This is a genomic window from Streptomyces sp. NPDC102441, assembly GCF_044765585.1.
Classification (GTDB): Bacteria; Actinomycetota; Actinomycetes; order Streptomycetales; family Streptomycetaceae; genus Streptomyces.
This window is the reverse complement of the sequence record NZ_JBIWKH010000016.1, coordinates 15,359-34,442: the sequence shown is the minus strand read 5'-3', so window position 1 is coordinate 34,442 and position 19,084 is coordinate 15,359. Positions and strand designations below refer to the sequence as shown.

Annotated in this window: 15 protein-coding genes and 2 tRNA genes; 11 read left to right on the top strand and 6 right to left on the bottom strand. The window is 71.5% G+C overall.

Annotated features, from left to right (window positions below; translation table 11 throughout):
• The first annotated feature begins 61 nt into the window (after positions 1–61).
• The gene (locus tag ACIREO_RS30825) at positions 62–1,708 is read left to right on the top strand and encodes a long-chain fatty acid--CoA ligase (protein ID WP_404116135.1); all 1,647 of its coding nucleotides are present in this window, start codon (positions 62–64) and stop codon (positions 1,706–1,708) included.
• 141 nt (positions 1,709–1,849) lie between these two features.
• Here ACIREO_RS30825 and ACIREO_RS30820 read toward each other — a convergent pair whose 3' ends face one another.
• Together ACIREO_RS30820 and ACIREO_RS30815 are read right to left on the bottom strand one after the other, a co-directional pair.
• Positions 1,850–5,926: a PAS domain-containing protein gene (locus tag ACIREO_RS30820; protein WP_404116133.1), complete on the bottom strand. Its 4,077-nt coding sequence runs from the start codon at positions 5,924–5,926 to the stop codon at positions 1,850–1,852.
• Positions 5,927–6,326: 400 nt separating this feature from the next.
• On the bottom strand, positions 6,327–6,797 hold the full coding sequence (locus ACIREO_RS30815; RefSeq protein WP_404116131.1) for an SSI family serine proteinase inhibitor: 471 nt from the start codon (positions 6,795–6,797) through the stop codon (positions 6,327–6,329).
• Positions 6,798–7,186: 389 nt separating this feature from the next.
• On the opposite strand from ACIREO_RS30815, the gene ACIREO_RS30810 reads away from it, so the two are divergent.
• The 4 genes from ACIREO_RS30810 (at position 7,187) to ACIREO_RS30795 (ending at position 9,347) form a co-directional block, all read left to right on the top strand.
• Positions 7,187–7,277 (top strand) — tRNA-Ser (locus ACIREO_RS30810).
• Between the two features lie 205 nt (positions 7,278–7,482).
• Positions 7,483–7,555: transfer RNA gene (locus tag ACIREO_RS30805), tRNA-Arg, on the top strand.
• A 286-nt stretch (positions 7,556–7,841) separates the two neighbouring features.
• Positions 7,842–8,378, top strand: a complete 537-nt coding sequence (locus ACIREO_RS30800; protein WP_404116129.1) for a signal protein — start codon at positions 7,842–7,844, stop codon at positions 8,376–8,378.
• 384 nt (positions 8,379–8,762) lie between these two features.
• The gene (locus tag ACIREO_RS30795; protein WP_404116127.1) at positions 8,763–9,347 is read left to right on the top strand and encodes a hypothetical protein; all 585 of its coding nucleotides are present in this window, start codon (positions 8,763–8,765) and stop codon (positions 9,345–9,347) included.
• Between the two features lie 130 nt (positions 9,348–9,477).
• Here ACIREO_RS30795 and ACIREO_RS30790 read toward each other — a convergent pair whose 3' ends face one another.
• On the bottom strand, positions 9,478–9,963 hold the full coding sequence (locus ACIREO_RS30790) for a prevent-host-death family protein (RefSeq protein ID WP_404116125.1): 486 nt from the start codon (positions 9,961–9,963) through the stop codon (positions 9,478–9,480).
• Between the two features lie 136 nt (positions 9,964–10,099).
• Entirely contained in the window at positions 10,100–10,336 is a 237-nt protein-coding gene (locus ACIREO_RS30785; protein ID WP_404116123.1) for a hypothetical protein, read from the bottom strand.
• A 165-nt stretch (positions 10,337–10,501) separates the two neighbouring features.
• Between ACIREO_RS30785 and ACIREO_RS30780 the strand changes: the two genes are divergently transcribed.
• A complete protein-coding gene (locus tag ACIREO_RS30780) occupies positions 10,502–10,828 on the top strand; it encodes a helix-turn-helix domain-containing protein (RefSeq protein WP_206432728.1) in 327 nt (108 codons plus the stop codon).
• Between the two features lie 225 nt (positions 10,829–11,053).
• On the top strand, positions 11,054–12,316 hold the full coding sequence (locus ACIREO_RS30775) for a cell wall protein (RefSeq protein ID WP_404116121.1): 1,263 nt from the start codon (positions 11,054–11,056) through the stop codon (positions 12,314–12,316).
• 89 nt (positions 12,317–12,405) lie between these two features.
• Here ACIREO_RS30775 and ACIREO_RS30770 read toward each other — a convergent pair whose 3' ends face one another.
• Entirely contained in the window at positions 12,406–13,605 is a 1,200-nt protein-coding gene (locus tag ACIREO_RS30770) for an NAD(P)/FAD-dependent oxidoreductase (RefSeq protein ID WP_404116119.1), read from the bottom strand.
• 104 nt (positions 13,606–13,709) lie between these two features.
• On the bottom strand, positions 13,710–14,654 hold the full coding sequence (gene sigJ / locus ACIREO_RS30765) for an RNA polymerase sigma factor SigJ (RefSeq protein WP_404116117.1): 945 nt from the start codon (positions 14,652–14,654) through the stop codon (positions 13,710–13,712).
• Between the two features lie 100 nt (positions 14,655–14,754).
• On the opposite strand from sigJ, the gene ACIREO_RS30760 reads away from it, so the two are divergent.
• From ACIREO_RS30760 to ACIREO_RS30745, 4 genes are all read left to right on the top strand, one after another.
• Positions 14,755–15,642, top strand: a complete 888-nt coding sequence (locus ACIREO_RS30760) for a DUF2797 domain-containing protein (RefSeq protein WP_404116115.1) — start codon at positions 14,755–14,757, stop codon at positions 15,640–15,642.
• Positions 15,643–15,711: 69 nt separating this feature from the next.
• Complete coding sequence (locus ACIREO_RS30755) at positions 15,712–16,593, top strand: amidohydrolase family protein (RefSeq protein ID WP_404116113.1); 882 nt, start codon at positions 15,712–15,714, stop codon at positions 16,591–16,593.
• Positions 16,594–16,701: 108 nt separating this feature from the next.
• Positions 16,702–17,439: a response regulator transcription factor gene (locus tag ACIREO_RS30750; RefSeq protein WP_404116111.1), complete on the top strand. Its 738-nt coding sequence runs from the start codon at positions 16,702–16,704 to the stop codon at positions 17,437–17,439.
• The gene (locus tag ACIREO_RS30745) at positions 17,432–19,084 is read left to right on the top strand and encodes an ATP-binding protein (RefSeq protein WP_404116109.1); all 1,653 of its coding nucleotides are present in this window, start codon (positions 17,432–17,434) and stop codon (positions 19,082–19,084) included. The genes ACIREO_RS30750 and ACIREO_RS30745 overlap by 8 nt, the downstream gene beginning before the upstream one ends.

Sequence of the window (19,084 nt, the reverse complement as noted above, 5' to 3'; positions counted from 1 at the left end):
GTGGTATGTGAGCAGAATCAGCGCACCCTTACCGCCGCGTAGCGCCCACCGGGAGGACGCCGTGCTGAGCACCATGCAGGACGTACCGCTGACTGTGACCCGCATCCTGACCCATGGGATGACCATCCACGGGAAGTCGCAGGTGACGACCTGGACCGGCGAGCCGGAGCCGCACCGGCGGAGTTTCGCCGACATCGGCAGGCGTGCCTCGCAACTGGCACATGCCCTGCGTGACGAGCTGGGTGTCGACGGCGACCAGCGTGTCGCGACCCTCATGTGGAACAACGCCGAGCATGTCGAGGCGTATCTGGCGATCCCCTCGATGGGCGCCGTGCTGCACACGCTCAACCTGCGGCTCCCGGCCGAGCAGCTGGTCTGGGTCGTCGACCACGCCGACGACAAGGTCGTCCTCGTGAACGGTTCGCTGCTGCCGCTGCTCGCCCCGCTGCTCCCCCGCCTCCCCTCCGTCGAGCATGTGGTGGTGTCCGGGCCCGGCGACCGTTCCGTACTCGACGGCGCGGCGGCCCGGGTGCACGAGTACGAGGAGCTGATCGCCGGGCGCCCCACGTCCTACGACTGGCCCGAGCTCGACGAACGCCAGGCAGCCGCCATGTGCTACACCTCCGGCACCACGGGGGACCCCAAGGGCGTCGTCTACTCCCACCGCTCGATCTACCTGCACTCCATGCAGGTCAACATGGCCGAGTCGATGGGGCTGACCGACAAGGACACGACCCTGGTCGTCGTGCCGCAGTTCCACGTGAACGCCTGGGGGCTGCCGCACGCGACGTTCATGACCGGCGTCAACATGCTCATGCCCGACCGCTTCCTGCAGTCGGCTCCGCTCGCCGACATGATCGAGCAGGAGCGGCCGTCGCACGCGGCGGCCGTGCCCACCATCTGGCAGGGGCTGCTGGCCGAGGTCACCGCCAAGCCGCGAGACCTCTCCTCCATGGTCCGTGTCACGATCGGTGGGGCCGCCTGTCCGCCTTCCCTGATGGAGGCGTACGACAAGCTCGGTGTCCGTCTCTGCCACGCCTGGGGCATGACGGAGACGTCGCCGCTCGGCACCATGTCCAACCCGCCCGCCGGACTGACCGAGGAGCAGGAGTGGCCGTACCGCATCACCCAGGGCCGGTTCCCGGCCGGTGTCGAGGCGCGTCTGACCGGGCCCGGAGGGGAACACCTGCCGTGGGACGGGGAGTCCGCCGGTGAGCTGGAGGTCCGCGGTGCCTGGATCGCCGGTGCCTACTACGGCGGTGCGGACGGCGAGGACCTGCGTCCCGAGGACAAGTTCAGCGAGGACGGCTGGCTGAAGACCGGCGACGTCGGCGTGATCAGCGGGGACGGCTACCTCACGCTCACCGACCGGGCCAAGGACGTCATCAAGTCCGGTGGCGAGTGGATCTCCAGCGTCGACCTGGAGAACGCGATCATGGCGCACCCGGATGTGGCCGAGGCCGCGGTCGTGGCCGTCCCCGACGAGAAGTGGGGTGAGCGTCCCCTTGCGACCGTCGTCCTCAAGGAGGGCGCCACCGTCGGCTACGCGGAGCTCAGGACCTTCCTGGCCCAGTCCGTCGCCAAGTGGCAGCTGCCCGAGCGCTGGACGATCGTCCCGGCGGTGCCTAAGACGAGCGTGGGAAAGTTCGACAAGAAGGTGATCCGCAGGCAGTACGCCGACGGGGAGCTGGACATCACACAGCTCTGAGCGGGGGCGGCCCTGTCCGGCGCACGGCGAGGGCGGGGCCACGGGGTGAGCGGGGCCACTGGGTGAGCACGGGACCACGACGAGGGCGGTACGGGAAGATCCGTACCGCCCTCGTCGTACGCGCCCGATGACGTCCGGGCGTCAGTTCGTCCCTATCTTCGCCAGCAGATCCACGATCCGGGACTGCACCTCGTCGCTCGTGGAGCGCTCGGCGAGGAAGAGCACCGTCTCACCGGAGGCGAGCCGCGGCAGGTCCGCCTCCTCCATGCCGGCCGAGGTGTAGACGACCAGCGGCGTCTGGTTCAGCGAGCCGTTCGCGCGGAGCCAGTCGATGATCCCGGCACGCCGGCGGCGCACCTGCATCAGGTCCATCACCACCAGATTCGGCCTCATCCGGGTGGCGATGTCGACGGCCTCGCTGTCGCCCGACGCCCGGGCGACCTGCATGCCGCGCCGCTCCAGCGTCTCCGTCAGCGCCAGCGCGATCTCCTGGTGCTCCTCGATCACCAGAACCCTCGGCGGATGCTGGTCGCTGTCGCGCGGGGCGAGTGCCTTGAGGAGTACGGCGGGATCGGCACCGTACGCCGCTTCCCTGGTCGCCTGCCCCAGACCGGCCGTCACCAGCACAGGGACCTCCGCCGCCACGGCCGCCTGACGCAGTGACTGCAGCGCCGTACGGGTGATCGGCCCGGTCAGCGGGTCGACGAACAGCGCGGCGGGGAACGCCGCGATCTGGGCGTCGACCTCCTCGCGGGAGTGCACGATCACCGGGCGGTAGCCGCGGTCGCTGAGGGCCTGCTGGGTGGAGACGTCCGGGGCGGGCCAGACGAGCAGCCGCCTCGGGTTGTCCAGGGGCTCCGGGGGCAGTTCGTCGTCGACGGGCTGCGGCTGCGGACGGTTCGCCACCTCGACGGCGCCACCGGGGCCGTCCAGCGGCTCCGGCCCTTCGGCGCCCGCGTCGGGGGCCCCTATCGCGTATGCGCGCCCCTCGGACGCGGGCGGGGACATCAGCCTGCTGGAGCCGGAGCCCTGCACGGTGCTGCTCTGTGTGCCGCCGGGCTGCGGCGGAACAGGGGCCGGGGCTGAGCCCGGCGGCGCCGGAGCCGCCGTGGGCGGGGCCGGGGGCTCGGCCTCGGGCGGGGCGGCGAGTTTACGGCGCCGCCCGGCAGCACCGAGCGTCTGGTTCTGCTGATGCGCCAGGTGCTGCGCGAAGGGCATGCCCTGCCCCAGGGTCCGCACGCTGAACGCACGGCCCTGGGTCGAATCCGAGGACGCCCGCATGGGCGCCTCGGCGGGCAGCGGCTGTCGCCGCGCGTCCGCGACGGGGGCGGGCACGTCACGGTCGGCCGGATGCGACTCCGGTGCTGACGGGGGCTCGGGTACGGGTGCGGGCGCCGGTGCGGCCTCCGGCGCGGATGCGCGGGCGGCCGGGGCGGCAGCGGTGCCCGTGGTGTGAGTGGTGCTGCCGGTGCCCGCCCAGGACTCGTCGTCCTCCGGGTCCAGGCCGTTCCCAGGACCGGGAACGGGACCAGGCCCGCGAACGGGACCAGGCCCGGCCGGACCCTGCGCCGAGGTGCCGCCCATCGCCCAGTCGGGCTGCGGAGGAACCGGGGGGAGCGGCTGCCCGGGCACGGGATGGCCGGGCCGGGCCTCCGCCTCCGGAGCCTCCGAGGGCTGTGCCCTCCGGCGGCCTGCCGGCAGGGGGTGCGGCTGCGGCGGGGTGTGGTCCGCGTCCGGAACGGTCCGTACGGCGTCGTGGCGATCGGGCAGCTGCCCTTCCCCGGCCGGAAGCGGCTGAGGCGCGGGTGACGCCGGGTAGGCGGCGGAAGGCGGGGCCACGACAGGCGGGCCCGGGGCCACCGGCGGGACCCGGTCCGCCGCGGCGGGCGGGAGCGCGAAGGCGGTACGAGGCTCCGAGGGCTCGGCCGCGGCGGCGCGTTCCTGCGCGGCCGCGAGGGCCCGGCGGGCCCGCCGCCCCCCGGGCTGCTGTGCCTGCTGTTCCTGCCGCGCCTGCTCCTGTTGCCCAGAGGCCTCGGGCGAGGCGAGGGCGGGCAGCGCGGGACGGTGGCCGCCGTTGCCGCCCTGGCGCCCGGAGGCGGCGTTCTGCGGCACGCCCTGGGGCGGCACCGTCTGCCCGCGCTGCGGGCGCCCGCCACCCCCCTGCGCGCCCTCGGCCGCCGTGACCACGGATCCCTCGGAGGGGGAGGAGGCCGCCGCGGGAAGAGCCAGCGCCTGCCGCGGCTGCTCCGCCGCCGTGTCCGCACCCGTCTCCGCGGGGCTGGGCCGGCCGCGCCTGCGACCGGAGCCCTCGCTCTGCTGAGGCGCGGTCAGTTCCTGTTCCTGCTGCTCTGCCTGTGGGGCCGTGGACCCACGGTGTGCCCTGCGCCGTCCGGTCGGCTCCGTGACCCCGGTGTCACCGGACTCCGGGCCGGCCGCTTCCGCGTCGACGGGGCTGTCCAGGAACGCGTCCGTCGACGCCCTGCGCGCCCTGCGCCGGCCGCCCTGCGGGGCGGGCTCCGCCACGGCGCTCGCCTCCGGCACCGGGAGCGGCTCGGGCGCGATGGTCCCGGCGCCCGTGCCGAGCGGCACCTCGAGGACGTACGCGCTGCCGCTCATCCCGGGCATCTCGTGCGTCTGGAGCACACCGCCGTGCGCGCGTACGATCCCGCGCACGATCGGCACATGCACCGGGTCCCCCCCGGCGAACGGCCCGCGCACCTCGATCCGTACGACGTCACCGCGCTGTGCCGCGGCCACGACGACCGTGGAGTCGACATAGCCGCCGCCCGGCACCGGCCGGGCCTTGCCGGTCGAGTCGACACCCGCCACGTCGGCGACGAGATGGGCGAGCGCCGTGATCAGCCGGCCCGCGTCGACCTCGGCCTCGATCGGCGGGGCGTGCACCGCGAACTGCGCACGTCCGGGCCCGATCAGCTCGACGGCACCGTCGATGCCCGCGGTCACCACCGAGTCGAGCAGCACCGTCTGCTTGACGAGCTCCTCGGCTCCGGTGTCCAGGCGCTGGTAGCTCAGTACGTTGTCGACGAGCGTCGTCATGCGCGCATAGCCCGCGGCGAGGTGGTGAAGGATCTGGTTGGCCTCGGGCCAGAGCTGGCCCGCCGGGTCCGCGGCGAGGGACGAGAGCTCGCCGCGCAGCTCCTCCAGGGGCCCGCGCAGGGACTCGCCCAGCACGGCGGTCAGCTGGGTGTGCCGCGCGTCGAGACCGGTGAGAAGCTCCGCCTGCTCCTCCAGTTCGGAGGCGTACCGCTCGGTGCGGTCGGCGGACTCCGCCGCGTGCTGTTCGGTGAGCGCGGCGACTTCGGCCCGGTGGCTCTCGGTGAGCTCGGCGAGCTCGGCCGCGTGCCGTTCGGTCAGCCCGGAGACCTCGTCGGCGTGCTGCTCCATCAGTTCCGCGTAGGGCCTGCGGTCGGTGAACGTCATGACCGCGCCGACCAGTTGGTCCCCGTCGCGCACCGGGGCGGTCGTCAGGTCCACCGGGACCTGGGCGCCGCTCTTGGACCAGAGCACCTGCCCGCGCACCCGGTGCTTGCGCCCGGACCGCAGGGTGTCGGCGAGCGGCGACTCCTCGTACGGGAACGGGTCGCCCTCCGCGCGGGAGTGCAGGATCAGCGGGTGGAGCTCCTCGCCGCCGAGGTCGCTGGCCCGGAAACCGAGGATGTGGGCGGCGGCGGGGTTGACCAGGACGACCCGGCCATCCGTGTCCGTGCCGACGACGCCCTCGGAGGCGGCCCGCAGGATCATCTCGGTCTGGCGCTGCGAACGGGCCAGCTCGGCCTCGGTGTCGACGGTGCCGGAGAGGTCCCGTACGACGAGCATCAGCAGCTCGTCGCCCGTGTAGCTGGAGTGGATGTCGCTGTAGTCGGCCTGGCCGCTGTCCAGGGAGGCGCTGGTGACCTCGACCGGATACTCGGTGCCGTCGGTCCGGCGGGCGATCATCCGCGTCGGCTTGGTCCTGCCCTGCTCGTCCGCAGCATCCGGCCTGCGCATCGACCCCGGGATCAGCCTGGAGTCGAACTCCGGAAGCAGATCGAGCAGTCCCCGGCCCACGAGCGCGGTGCCCGGGGTCTCGAACATTTCGAGGGCGATGGTGTTGGCGTTGACGACCGTGCCGTTGCAGTTGACGAGCACGAGCCCGTCCGGAAGGGCATCGAGTATGGCTGCGAGGCGAGCAGCGCCTCGGGATGGCCTGCTGCTCACGAGACGCTTCCTCCCTGAATACCGCACCTTGCCGACAGCGGGCCCCATCCTGCCCCTCGGGCCTCAGGCTGTCACTGGAGGAGTCTAAAGGCAGGGAGCGCGTGGCGGGCGGCGGATGAGGGGGAGCTCTCACCAAGGTTCTGTGCACACGGTGTACGCCGGTGGACTATGTCGTGACGGCGAGCGCCCCCTCTGACGTGCACTGATGCATTCCGGGGTGCGCCCGGAGGCCCCCGGAACCGCCCCGGAACCCGGCCGGCAAGGCCGCCCGGGGCGGCCTGTACGCGCCCCTGTGCGCGCCCTCAGGCCCGGTCGAAATCTCCCGGCGCACGCCCCGCCGAACCGGCTAACTCGCGCGGGGGCCGGGGCCGGGTGCCTGGCCCCCGCGTCGCCCAGCCGGCTACCTCGCGGAGGGGAGCACCGGCACGAGATTGTTCCAGCGCGAGATCTCGCAGCCGTTGGCCCGGCTGAAGCGCGCGTCGACGTCCTCTCCCTGCCAGGTGCCCTGCACCCGGGCGGCGGCCGGCCCGCCGGCCTGCTGGGTGCACATGGCGTTGCGGTCCGTGGCCACGAAGGGGTTGTCCCCGGCCTCCACGGCCTCGTCCAGCAGGTCGCAGGCTCGCTGCGCCTCCGGGTGGCTGCCGCCCGCAGGACCGCACTCCAGCTCGAACACTCCGTCGGCCGTCGGATTGCCGGAGTCCGAGACCGTCACGGTGAGCCGGGTCTCCGTGTTCTGCGCCGCCGGCCAGTCGCCCTGGAGCAGGGGGAGGGGAGGCAGCGGTACAAGGGGGGACGCCGCTGTGGCGGCGGGCGCTGCGGCGGCCAGAACGGCGAGGGACGCGACGGCGGTGAGGGTGAGACGGCGCAGCATGCGGGGCTCCTGTTGTTCTGGCGCGCCCAGGAGCGCGCCGGGTCTGCTCGGGCACGCGCCGGGTGGAGGCGCGCGCCGGGCACACGGGGTGAAGGACCGAGGGCGGAGCCCTCGTCCTCTCTAACGCTCCTTACGCCCGCACGTTGCGCAACTCATGGGGGGCCGACCGGAAGAGCCGTACGCACTCGAACACCGACCGGTCGCGCGGGGGCGCCGGGCGCGGGCGTTACCCGGGCCGGGCACACGGCCGGAACAGCGGACAGGAACACCCGCCGCAGGGCGCTTTGCCTCGCCGCCCACCTGCCTAGTACCGTGGGCGGCGATTGGTGACAGCGCGCTCGACTGTGTCATCATCTGCACGCACCACCCGCGCTCGCGTGGGGTGTGCTGGAGGCGTCGCCTAGTCCGGTCTATGGCGCCGCACTGCTAATGCGGTTTGGGTCTTAAAGCCCATCGAGGGTTCAAATCCCTCCGCCTCCGCAGGAACTCGAAGCCCCGTGCCCCAGGCACGGGGCTTCGGTCGTACCCGGCCCCGAAAACCTGCTCCAGAACGGTGTTTTCGCAGGTCAGGCGAGGTTTGGGTAATGGATTTCGCGTCCCGGCGCAGGTCATGTAATGTTGTTCTCGCAACGCCGACGGGGCAGAAAAGCCCGGGAGGCGGGACCAAGGCTCAGGCCGAGGACACGCACTCGTAGCTTAACGGATAGAGCATCTGACTACGGATCAGAAGGTTGCAGGTTCGAATCCTGCCGAGTGCACAGCAGGTGAGAGGCCCCCAGGAGGGATCCTGGGGGCCTCTCACGTTGTGCGTACAGCAGCGAAGTACAGCAACGGGCTCGAAGCAGCCTGGTCCCCAACCCGTGGATACGGTGTCCGCTCATGTCGCGTCGGCTCTGATGCCGGGCGGCGCGTACGGCCGGAGGGGGCTATATGTGGTTCAGGGTTGGGGCAGCGAGCCTGACAGCTGCTGTCGTGCTGGCAGCCGTGGTGGGGTGTGGGACACGGACAGCCCGAGGCTCGGGTGACACAGAGGGTCCAGCTTCGATGAGTACGGCGCCGGTGGCGGAGAACGGAAAGATCCTTTCCGCGGAGCTACAGGGCCGATGGTGGACATGGGTCGCCTCGGAGCCTGAGACGACCAACCCTGTCACTGACACCAACGGGAGCAGGTGCGGACGCAATCAACCGCCCGACGTGTGGTTTCTGGCCGGCACCCATGGCGGTCGGGCTGTACGCGCGTGCGAAATTCCCAACGGCCGTCCGATCGCTGTGCCTGTCATCAACCTTGTCGGAGACGACCAGAGCTGTGCAGCCTTCATGGGGCGAGCGCAAGGGACCGTGGCGCTGGACGGTAAACCGGTGAAACCGGAGACCTACGAAGGTGACTCGATCCTGGTGGAAGGCGTACAAGACAACCAGGTCACCGGGGAGGAAGGCCGCTTCACAGCTACAGCGTGCGGTCTTTGGGTGCAGCTGCCGCTCTTGGCTCCCGGCGCGCACTCACTGAGGATCCATGGGCAATCAGGCGACTTCTCTGTCGACGTGGACTACGTATTGACCGTCGGCGCCTCATCGGCCTAGACGAGCCGCATGGAGAAGACCCAGGGGCTAGTCGCCTGGGTCTTCAGCGCATCGATGCAGCTAGGGACGGCTCAGCCAGTACCACCCATCGCGTCGGACAGCTGGGCTTGCTTCGACCGCCGGGTTCAGCTGGTCACTGGGAGGAAACGGACCAAAACGCGGGCGTTATGCCCGATTTTCGTGTCCTCAACCTCCCACTGACTGCCGAAGCGCCTGCTCGCAGCGGTCCTCGGCCTACCGGGCGCGCTGTCCGGCGCGGCCTCCCTCTGCCTTCGCCCTGGCTGGCCGCGCTACGTGCTGCGGGAAGGCACTGCGCTGCCCCGCCCCTTTCTGCAAGGATCCCCAGCAACGCACTCCTTGAAGATGACAAAGGTGGTTGACCTCATGAGATCGACTCGCGTGATCCTTGCTGTGGCCGCAGGCGCTCTTGCCCCGGCGCTGTTGTTCGCTACCCCGTCCATGGCCGCGTCCATCGCCCCCGCAGGCACCGTCGCGACGGCCGGCTCGCCCTACGATGAGATGAGTGCAGACGACCTGCGGGTGGCGATAGCCCGCATCCTCGGCGACCCCGACAGCGGCAAGCGAGTGATCCGGGAGGCGAACGCACTCCTCGACAGCAGCACCGTGGAGGAGATGCGCACTTGGCTGGAGACGGGCTACCCCCTCGCCCAGGCCGAGGACGACCGGGTCGCGCTCGCCAGTATTCTCGCCGACCCGGACAGCGGCAGGCGCGTCATCGCGGAAGTCAACCAGCTTCTCGACAACGACAATCCCCAGCAGACGAGCGCTTGGCTGGAGACGGGCTACCGCCTGGCCCAGGCCGAGGACGACGGGGTCGCCATTTCCCGGCTCCTCGCCGACCCCGACATCAGCGACGCCCTGCGCGCAGCGGCCGGTGCTGCTCTCGACGACAACACCCCGGAAGCGCTGCGCCACTTCCTGGAGGTCGGCCGGTACGAGGTCGGCTAGTGGCCGTTCCGGGGCATTCGGGAGGGCGACCCGGCAGAGCTCTTCCCAGCCGACAGCCGCTTCCGTCGTGCCGTAAAGGACATTCCAGCCGCTGAGAGGAGGCGTGCTGACCCGGTCGCCTTCTTCGGGCTCACGTGTGGGCCTCGACCGGGCCGAGGTCCACGCCCGCCAGCGGGCGCAGGGCCTCGCGGAGTTGGTCGGGGTCGGCGTTGATGCGAGCGGTGGCCCGCCAGGAGACGATCGCACGGTGGGCCGCCTCGTTGGCGCCGAGTTCAGCGGCGTCCGACAAGGCACCGACGAATTCCACCGTGAACTCGCGGACCTCTCCCTCGTCCAGGTGTCCGACCCAGGGGAAGACCTCAGGAAGGGCGAGCGGGAGAGAGCGGGCGCCCTCGTCCTGCTTCATCAGGGCCAGGAAAAGCCGGGACGCAGTCGAGAGGTTCTCCTCCGCGTGCTCCGCGTAGCCGGCCGTCGACAGCACCATGTCCGGTGCATCTCGGTGTGTGACCCGCAGTCTTCCCAGAGAAGCGGCCTTCGCGGCCACTGCCTTGGGGTTCAGTGAGAGGTCGGTGAAGGAGACGGACTCCGTGTCGGACTGCAGATGGGTAGCACTCATTTAGGAGCCGACCGTGACCGTGAACCGGCGCAGGACGCCTTGTGTACGGTGACCGCGCCGCCCGCCCCCGACGCGCTGTGGATCACCACGCGTTCCCCGTCTCCGGCAGCGATCGGCCTGCCGCAGCGATCGCAGATCAGCGGCATGCCTGCTCCTTCGGGCAGGACAGACAGCTGCGGGGAAACCAGCGGACCACCGATCCGTGCGCCTCGATCAGTTGCGGACCGAGGTCGCGGACCGCCCCGGTGCGCAGGGTCGTGCCGCAGAAGACGCAGTGCACGCCTCGCTGCTGCTGTGCGGACAGCTCCACGATCGGCGGCAGCGTGACGAGCCGCCTGTCGGGCGGGGAGTCCGGGGTGGAAGGATGGCGCATGGTCGGTCTCCTGGTGATCTCAGGGTTCTGACTGGCCCCGGCCATATGGAGGTACGAACTCCGGGCCGGGGCCTTTCTGTTGCTGGGTGGCGGCGCCACTTGACGGCCAATTTATGGGGCCCCCATAATGCAAGTCAAGCGGCACGCCCGATTCGAAGGAACGGGATGGCCGAGACAGAAGGCGAAGGGCTGGCCGAGAGGGAGGAGGTGCAACGTGTCTTCGATGGCCTGGACGCCATCGAGTCGATGGAGGACTCGCTAGAGAAGGCGCAGATCATCAGCCGCCTGCTCAGAGATCAGACCGAGCGCACCAAGAGGTTGAAGGAGCACCGCCGGAGGATCGTGCTGCACCTGCGGTCGCAGAAGGTGACGTACCGAGAGATCGCCGAAAGCCTGGGGGTCTCGATCGGAACCGTGCAGGACATCGAGCGGGGCTATTCCGGGTCCGGGAAGAACCGCCCCAAGAAGAGCACCGAGGCCTCGGCTGAGTAGTGGACGGCCGGGCGGTGTGGAGACCACCGCCCGGCCGTAGTGACCAGCGGGTCATCACCCCGCCGATCCGGAATCCACCCATGTGAAGAGAAGGATTCGCGTTCGATCGTAGGACAGCCAGTACCCGCGTGGTGACCACTCCCATGCCCGCGAGCCGTCCGTGACGGCCCCGCTTCCGTAACCCCCGCGGCCCAGAACCGGCCGCCCCTCACCCCACGGACTGTGATGCGCCACCCCATCGGCGCGGCTTCGTGCTGCGCTTCTCCGTCATGCCCGGATCCGGCCTGGATCCCCGTTCCCCGCCTCCTCCAGGAGCTCGACGCGACGGCCTCCCGGCACGCCCGGCCGGGCGCGTGGCTGCGGGCGGTGGTGTGGCTCGTCGAGGCGGGCCTGCATCGACGAGCCGGGGCGACGACGCTGGCCGTCGCGCGCGATCTGGCCGGGCGGATGGACTACCGGCTCGGCCTGGTGCTGTACGACCTGGAGGGCACCGCCGCCCGGTGCGGGGTGTCGGCGGCGACGGTGAAGCGGCACGTCCGGGTGTTGCGGGAGCTGGGCGCGCTGGTGTGGCAGCGGCACGGGAGCAAGCGGAACCTGCACCTGTCCGGTCGCCGGTACGCGGGCATGGCGACGATCTATGCCGCGACGATCCCGGCCGTGTACGACTCCGCGATGGGCCACCGCCTGGAGGGCGCCGGATACGGGGCGCGGGTGTGCGGCGTGACGGACGCGGGCCGGGACCGTGCGGTGGGAGCAGCACAGGAAAGGCCTCGGCCTGTAGATAACTCGCCTGAGGGAAAGCGCAGTTCAGGCGGGTGTGAGCCCCATTCTTCCGGGCCCCACCACGACGTACGCACAGCTGATGTGAGTGGGAAGTCGAACTACACCTCGCGCGGGCGCGCGACACCCGGCCACGGGCGGCGGCGGTCGCCGCTCCAGGTCGCCCGTGACATCGCCGTCGCCCGGCAGGTGCGACCGCTCGTCGGCTGGACCCAGCACGAGGGGCTGCGCCGCCTCGCGTTCGCGCTGCGCCCGCTCATCGACCGGGGTCTTGATGCCCGCGACATCGCCGCTGAGCTCTGCGGCTCGGCCGTCGGGTGGCGGCCGAGCCGCCCGGCGGCCTGGATCACCACGGCCCTGGCACGTGACCGGGAGGCGCCCGTGGGGCACGGGGGTACGGAGCCGCCGGAGGCATTCCGGCGTGCCGTGACCGATGTGCGGGAGTCGTCGGCCGAGTCCGCCGGCTGCGTGGTGTCGGTGGGTGCCGTCAGTCCGTCGGACGGCATTGACGGGCTGACGCGCGGGGAGGTCGTCGAGTTACGTTCGGCCGCCGCGACGGACCCGGGCCTGGTGCTCGCCGCCCTGGAGAACCTCGGCGAGAGGGACACCCGCCGTCTGTACACGAACCGGCTCGTGGACGAGGTGCTGTTGTACGAGTTCACCGGGGTGCGCCGTGGGCGTACCGACCCGGAACGCCTACGGGCATGAGGAAGGCCCCTGGCGGGGACCGTTGGAACCCAAGCACTCCAGGGGCCTTGCGGTGTCAGGCGCTGCGGCCTCACACGGTGCCGGTCAGGTCAGGCGGGCGATGCGCTGACGGCCAGGTCCTCCTGGGTCTGTTCGCGCACCACCGGGCGGCGGCGGGTCGGGATCCCGAGGGTCGGGTTGGCGACGCCCCAGGCCGCGCCCTTGCAGACCAGTTCCTTGTAGAAGGCGGCGAGCCGGCCGGTCAGGGCCGCCCGGACCGCTCGGTCGTCGGCGGTGACGTACTGGATCAGGCCTTCCTTGCGGCCCAGGGAGATGCACTGGTTGAAGTAGCGGGGGGTCGTGTTCGGGAGCTTCCCGCCGGTGAGGCGTGCGGCGATCGCGTCGGCGGCCTGCCACGCCGTGGGGACGCCCGAGGCGCACGACATCCGCAGCGGCTTGTCGCCGGGGCCCGTCACCATGGCCGCGTCGCCGATGGCGTACACGTCCGGGTGCGAGACCGAGCGCATGGTCCCGTCGACCACGATCTGGCCGGTGTCGTTGACCTCCAGGGCGGTGGCCTTCGCGATCGGGTGGACGGCGAAGCCGGTGGTCCACACCGTGACCGCGGCCGGGACGGCCGTGCCGTCGGCGGTGGTGACGCGGTCGGCCTCCACGCCGGTCACGGCGGTGTGCTCGTGCACGGTGATGCCGAGTTTGCCGAAGACCTTCCGCAGGTGCTGACGCCCCCTGGCCGAGAGGCTGTCGCCGAGTACGCCGCGCGTCGCGAGGGCGACGTCGAGGTCAGGGCGGGTCTCGGCGATCTCGGTCGCGGCCTCCAGTCCGGTGAGGCCGCCGCCGATGACGACCACGGGCTGCCCGGCGTCCAGACCGGCCAGCCGCTCGCGCAGCCGGAGCGCTCCGGGCCGGCCGGCGATCTCGTGGGCGTGCTCGGCGGTGCCGGGGACGCCCTGGGGGTTCCAGGCGCTGCCGAGGGCGTACACGAGGCTGTCGTACTCCAGCTCCTCGGCGCCGTTCGCGTCGATGACCGCGACGGTCCCGCGGTCGACGTCGACACCGGTGACCCTCGCGAACTTCAGCTCGACACCGGTGCCCGCGAACATCTCGCTGAAGGGCCGGGGCCTGGGGTCCTGGCCGGCCGCCAGCTGGTGCATCCGGACGCGCTCGACGAAGTCGGGCTCGGCGTTGACGAGGGTGATGGCGACATCCTCGCGGCGCAGTCGCCTGGCGAGGCGGCCGGCGGCGATGGCTCCGGTGTATCCGGCTCCGAGAACGATGATGCGGTGCTTCATTTCCCTGCTCCTGTCTCGCGGTGGTCGCTGCCCGGTTCACCCCTTGAACCGGGCAGCCCGCCGTTTCCTGACAGGAGCGGGTTGTGAAGCAGGTCACATCGAGATCAGTACAGGTTGAGCAGCGGCTCTCCGTGGTTGGAGGCCGCCCACCGCCGGGTCGCGCGTTCGAGCTTGTCGGGGTTGGCCTGGGCGCGGATCGCGGCGATGCCGTCGGTGGTGATCTCCAGGCACAAGATGCCGATGACCCGGCCGTCGACCACCGCCACCAGGGCGGGGACGTTGTTGGCGGTCGTGGCGTAGACCTCGGGTGAGCCGCCGGCGAGGGCGCGCTTGCCCTTGCCGGGCTTGAACAGGCCCCGCATGAACGTCGCGACCGCGAGGGCGCCCTCGAACGGTTTGGTGCGTGCCGGGACCTTTCCGCCGCCGTCGCCGATCGAGAAGGCGTCATCGGTGAGCAGCCGCACGAGTGGTTCGGTCCGGCCGCTGGTGGCGGCCTCGATGAACTCCTCGACGACCCGCCGGGCCGCCGCCTCGTCGACCTCGCTGCGGGCCCTGCCCTCCGCGACGTGCTTCTTGGCGCGGTGGTGGATCTGCTGGCCGGCGGACTCGGTGATGTCGAGGATCTCCGCGATCTTCCGGTGCGGGTAGCCGAAGGCCTCCCGCAGCACGTACACCACCCGCTCGTTGGGGGAGAGGCGTTCCATGAGGGCGAGGACGGCGTACGAGACGGATTCGCGCTGCTCGGCGGTGTCGGCGGGGCCGAGCATCGGGTCCCCGGCGAGCAGCGGCTCGGGCAGCCACTGGCCCACGTACTTCTCGCGCCGGGCGCGGGCCGAGGTGAGCTGGTTGAGGCAGAGGTTGGTGAGGACCTTCGTCAGCCAGGCCTCGGGAACCTCGATACGGCCGGTGTCAGCGGCCTGCCAGCGCAGGAACGTGTCCTGCACGGCGTCCTCGGCATCGCTCGCCGAGCCGAGGAGGCGGTAGGCGATGGCCTCGAGGCGGGGCATGAAGGCCTCGAACCGGTCCACGTCATCCATGGTCAGAGCCATGGCTCGGATCCTAGCGCCGCAGCGGTCCTGGAGGGGCGGGAGACGGACACGGGTGGTCTCCAGAAACCTACTCTGGAGAAACACGAACCGGGAGGGGCCCATGAGCGGCTGGCGGTGCACCGGGCTGCGCTGGCCCCACGGCGAGCCCGTGCTCGGGTGGGTGCGGAACGACGGTTCCGGGCGGGCGCGGGTGAGTGTCCTGGCGTACGGGAAGGAGCTCGGCTTCCGGGCCGAGGGGGAACGGCACTGTGTGGGGGCGCGCGGCAACCCGTGCCCCGTCGGGGCCGTGGTGCCCGTACGGAGCACGGGGGCGCGGTGCGCGGAGTGCGCGCGGCTGGACCGGGCGCACTCGGTGGCGGCCGACACGATCGCCGACGACCCGGGTACGTACCGCGTCTATCTGGCCTGGTTCGGGCCGGGCATGGTCAAGGTCGGGATCACCGGGGAGGCACGGGACGCCGCGCGGCTGCGGGAGCAGGGAGCCGTGGTGTTCAGCTGGCTGGGGCGCGGCCCGCTGATGGCCGCACGGCGCACGGAGGAGCTGCTGCGCTCGGCGCTCGGGGTGCCCGACCGCATCCCGTACGCACGCAAGCGCGCGGTGCGGGGCGGGCTGCCCGGGGCCGCGGAACGGGCCGCCGAGATCGAGGGGCTGTACGGGCGGGCCGCCGCCCTGGAGGGCGCCGGGTGGCCGGAGGCGCTGGAGCGGCTGCCGTTCGAGGCGGTGGACCACGCCGGGGTGTTCGGCCTCGACGGCGCCGGGGTGGCGGCGCGGGTGGTGACCGGGCTGGTGGACGGTGGCGTGGTGGCCGGGCGGCTGGTGGCGGCGGCCGGGCCCGATCTGCATCTGGAGACCGTGGACGAGGGGATCGTCGTGCTGGACACGCGGCTCGTCACCGGCTGGGACCTGGTGGCCGCCGACGCGCGGGCGGGGATCGGTGTGCCCGTCGTGGCTCTGGGGGGCGGTGGTGTGCAGGACGGGCTGTTCTGAGATCGTCGCCGGGATCGTTCCCTGTGGCGCACGAGGGGTGCGAGACGTCTGAGGCAGAGGGTGGGGCGGATGAGCGGCGACGACCGTGACCGTGACGACGTGGTGCGGTTCTGGAAGCGGCTCGGGCTGCCCGGGATCATCGACGTCCACACGCATTTCATGCCGGAGCGTGTGCTCAGCAAGGTGTGGGCGTACTTCGACTCGGTGGGTCCGCTGACCGGTCTTGTGTGGCCGATCACCTACCGGCGGGACGAGGAGGAGCGCCTCGCGCTGCTGCGCTCGTTCGGCGTGCTCCGGTTCACCTCGATGCTCTACCCGCACAAGGCCGGCATGGCGGCCTGGCTGAACGGCTGGGCGGCGGACTTCGCCGCGCGGGTGCCGGACTGTCTGCACACCGCGACCTTCTTCCCGGAGGAGGGCGTGGAGACCTATGTGCGCGAGGCGGTCGAGGCGGGGGCGCGCGTCTTCAAGTCGCACCTCCAGGTGGGGGGTTACGACCCCACCGATCCGCTGCTGGAGCCCGTGTGGGGGCTGCTCGCGGAGGCCGGGATCCCGGTGGTGGCGCACTGCGGTTCCGGGCCGGCCCCCGGTGCTCACACGGGCCCCGGGCCGATCGGCCGTGTGCTGTCCCGCCATCCCCGGCTGAAGCTGGTGGTGGCGCACATGGGGATGCCGGAGTACGGCGAGTTCATGGCGCTGGCGGCGGCGTACCCCGGCGTACGGCTGGACACGACCATGGCGTTCACGGACTTCACCGAGGACTTCACGCCGTTCCCGCCCACGGAGCGCGGCCGCCTCGCCGATCTGGGGGACCGGATCCTGCTCGGCACGGACTTCCCGAACATCCCGTACCCGTACGCCCACCAGCTGCACGCCCTGGAGCGGCTGGGGCTGGGCGACGAATGGCTGCGGGCGGTCTGCCACGGGAACGCGAGCGAGCTTTTCCGGTAGGACGGCCGTTCCTCCGCCGCGTAGGACAGGCCGGTCTCCGAAGCGTTTCTCAGGAAATTCACAGGTAGGCGAAAGCTCGCTCTCACGGCCGTCTCACAGGCTTGAGCCATGACGACGACCTCGCCCCAGGGGCGTACAGAACTGCTCAGGCCCGACCGCAACCCCATCCGCGTGCTGGTCGTGGACGACGAGGCTCCGCTTGCCGAGCTGCTCTCCATGGCCCTTCGTTACGAGGGGTGGGAGGTCCGCAGCGCCGGGGACGGCGCGGGTGCCGTCCGCACGGCGCGTGACTTCCGTCCCGACGCGGTGATCCTCGATGTCATGCTCCCCGACATGGACGGTCTCGCGGTGCTCGGCCGGCTGCGGCGCGAGCTCTCCGACGTGCCCGTGCTGTTCCTGACCGCGCGGGACGCGGTGGAGGACCGGATCGCCGGGCTCACGGCGGGCGGCGACGACTACGTCACCAAGCCGTTCAGCCTGGAGGAGGTCGTGGCACGGCTGCGCGGGCTGATCCGGCGCTCCGGGACGGCCTCGGCCCGCAGTGAGTCGACGCTCGTCGTGGGTGACCTGGTGCTGGACGAGGACAGCCACGAGGTGCACCGGGGCGACGACTCGATCCACCTCACGGCGACCGAGTTCGAGCTGCTGCGCTTCCTGATGCGCAATCCGCGCCGGGTGCTGAGCAAGGCGCAGATACTGGACCGGGTCTGGAACTACGACTTCGGCGGTCAGGCCAACGTCGTCGAGCTGTACATCTCCTACCTGCGCAAGAAGATCGACGCGGGGCGCACCCCGATGATCCACACCCGGCGTGGGGCGGGATACCTCATCAAGCCCGGTGACTAGGGCCGGCACGCGCCGCCCCTGGACGCTCCGCACCCGTCTCGTCGTGTACGCGGTGACGCTCATCGCGGTGGTCGCCGCTGTGATCGGTTCGGTCACCGCGATCGCCTTCCAGAGCTATATGGACGGGAAGCTGGACAGCCAGCTGCACGACATCGCCATGCTGGCCAAGGAGCCTCCGCCGGGCAGCGGCAAGATCGACCGGGGCGGCCCGGAGAGCAACGCCGAGGGGCCGCTGGCCTTCATAGGCAGGGGGACGCCCGACACGTTCGGTGCCGTGGTCTCCGGCGGTTCCGTCACCACGTCGAAGGTGATCAAGGGCCCGGATGCCCGGCAGAGCGCCGAGGAGCTGACCGGTGCGCAGGAGGACGCCCTCGAAGCCGCCGACGTGGCCCCGGACGGTGAAGCCCATGACGTCGAGCTCCCCGGGCTCGGCGGCTACCGCGTGCAGGTCGCCCCGTCGGGCGACGGTACGTCCGTCCTGGTCGGCATCCCCACGGCCGAGGTGGACAAGGCCGTCAACACCCTGATCGTCGTGGAGGTCTGTGTCACCGGGGCCGGTCTCATCGCCGCCGGGATCGCCGGTGCCGCGATGGTCGGTGTCGCCCTTCGCCCGCTGCGCAGGGTGGCCGCCACGGCGACCCGGGTCTCCGAACTCCCGCTGCACAGCGGCGAGGTCGCCCTGCTCGAACGCGTCCCGGGCGCCGAGGCCGATCCTCGTACGGAGGTCGGCCAGGTCGGCGCGGCACTCAACAGGATGCTGGGCCACGTCGGTTCGGCTCTGGAGGCCAGACAGAAGAGCGAGACGCGGGTACGGCAGTTCGTCGCGGACGCCAGCCACGAGCTGCGCACACCGCTCGCCTCGATCCGCGGGTACGCCGAACTGACGCGCCGGGGACGGGAGAGCACCGGGCCCGACACCCGGCACGCCCTGGGACGGATCGAGTCCGAGGCGGAACGGATGACGGGCATGGTCGAGGACCTGCTGCTCCTTGCGCGTCTCGACGCCGGACGGCCGCTCTCGTACGAGAGCACCGATCTCTCGCCGCTCGTCATCGACGCGGTGAGTGATGCCCGCGTCGCGGACCGGGCCCCCGACGGTACGTCCGGAGCCACCCATCACTGGCGGCTGGAACTGCCCGAGGTGCCCACGACGGTGTCGGCCGATCCGACGAGGATCCAGCAGGTGCTGGTCAACCTGCTCGCCAACGCGCGCACGCACACCCCGCCGGGGACCACGGTCACGGCCCGTGTGCGGCAGGCGCGCAGGGAGCTGCCCTGGGTGACCCTGGAGGTCCAGGACGACGGTCCGGGCATCCCGGCCGAGCTGCAGCCGCGCGTCTTCGAACGGTTCGCGCGCGGCGACGCCTCACGCTCACGGCACGCCGGGTCGACGGGTCTTGGCCTCGCCATCGTGCAGGCCGTCGTCTCCGCCCACGGCGGGCTGGCCGAGGTGCGTTCGGTGCCCGGCAACACGGTGTTCGCGGTCCATCTGCCGGCCGACGCGGTGTACGGAGAAGGGACGGAGAACCACTGCGGCACCCGGGGGGAACGGCTTCGTGACACGCCGGTGAACCGGGGCGATACAGCCCACGACGCTTCCGTGGGGCACTCACAGGCCGGCCACAGGCCCAGCACACGGATGTGA

What these genes read in the sequence shown, in the direction of transcription:
- ACIREO_RS30815 (WP_404116131.1), bottom strand. Translation starts at nt 6,797, where the DNA reads ATGCTGCGCCGTCTCACCCTCACCGCCGTCGCGTCCCTCGCCGTTCTG.
- ACIREO_RS30800 (WP_404116129.1), top strand. Translation starts at nt 7,842, where the DNA reads ATGAGTACGGCGCCGGTGGCGGAGAACGGAAAGATCCTTTCCGCGGAG.
- ACIREO_RS30795 (WP_404116127.1), top strand. Translation starts at nt 8,763, where the DNA reads ATGAGATCGACTCGCGTGATCCTTGCTGTGGCCGCAGGCGCTCTTGCC.
- ACIREO_RS30790 (WP_404116125.1), bottom strand. Translation starts at nt 9,963, where the DNA reads ATGAGTGCTACCCATCTGCAGTCCGACACGGAGTCCGTCTCCTTCACC.
- ACIREO_RS30785 (WP_404116123.1), bottom strand. Translation starts at nt 10,336, where the DNA reads ATGCGCCATCCTTCCACCCCGGACTCCCCGCCCGACAGGCGGCTCGTC.
- ACIREO_RS30780 (WP_206432728.1), top strand. Translation starts at nt 10,502, where the DNA reads ATGGCCGAGACAGAAGGCGAAGGGCTGGCCGAGAGGGAGGAGGTGCAA.
- ACIREO_RS30775 (WP_404116121.1), top strand. Translation starts at nt 11,054, where the DNA reads ATGCGCCACCCCATCGGCGCGGCTTCGTGCTGCGCTTCTCCGTCATGC.
- ACIREO_RS30770 (WP_404116119.1), bottom strand. Translation starts at nt 13,605, where the DNA reads ATGAAGCACCGCATCATCGTTCTCGGAGCCGGATACACCGGAGCCATC.
- sigJ (WP_404116117.1), bottom strand. Translation starts at nt 14,654, where the DNA reads ATGGCTCTGACCATGGATGACGTGGACCGGTTCGAGGCCTTCATGCCC.
- ACIREO_RS30760 (WP_404116115.1), top strand. Translation starts at nt 14,755, where the DNA reads ATGAGCGGCTGGCGGTGCACCGGGCTGCGCTGGCCCCACGGCGAGCCC.
- ACIREO_RS30755 (WP_404116113.1), top strand. Translation starts at nt 15,712, where the DNA reads ATGAGCGGCGACGACCGTGACCGTGACGACGTGGTGCGGTTCTGGAAG.
- ACIREO_RS30750 (WP_404116111.1), top strand. Translation starts at nt 16,702, where the DNA reads ATGACGACGACCTCGCCCCAGGGGCGTACAGAACTGCTCAGGCCCGAC.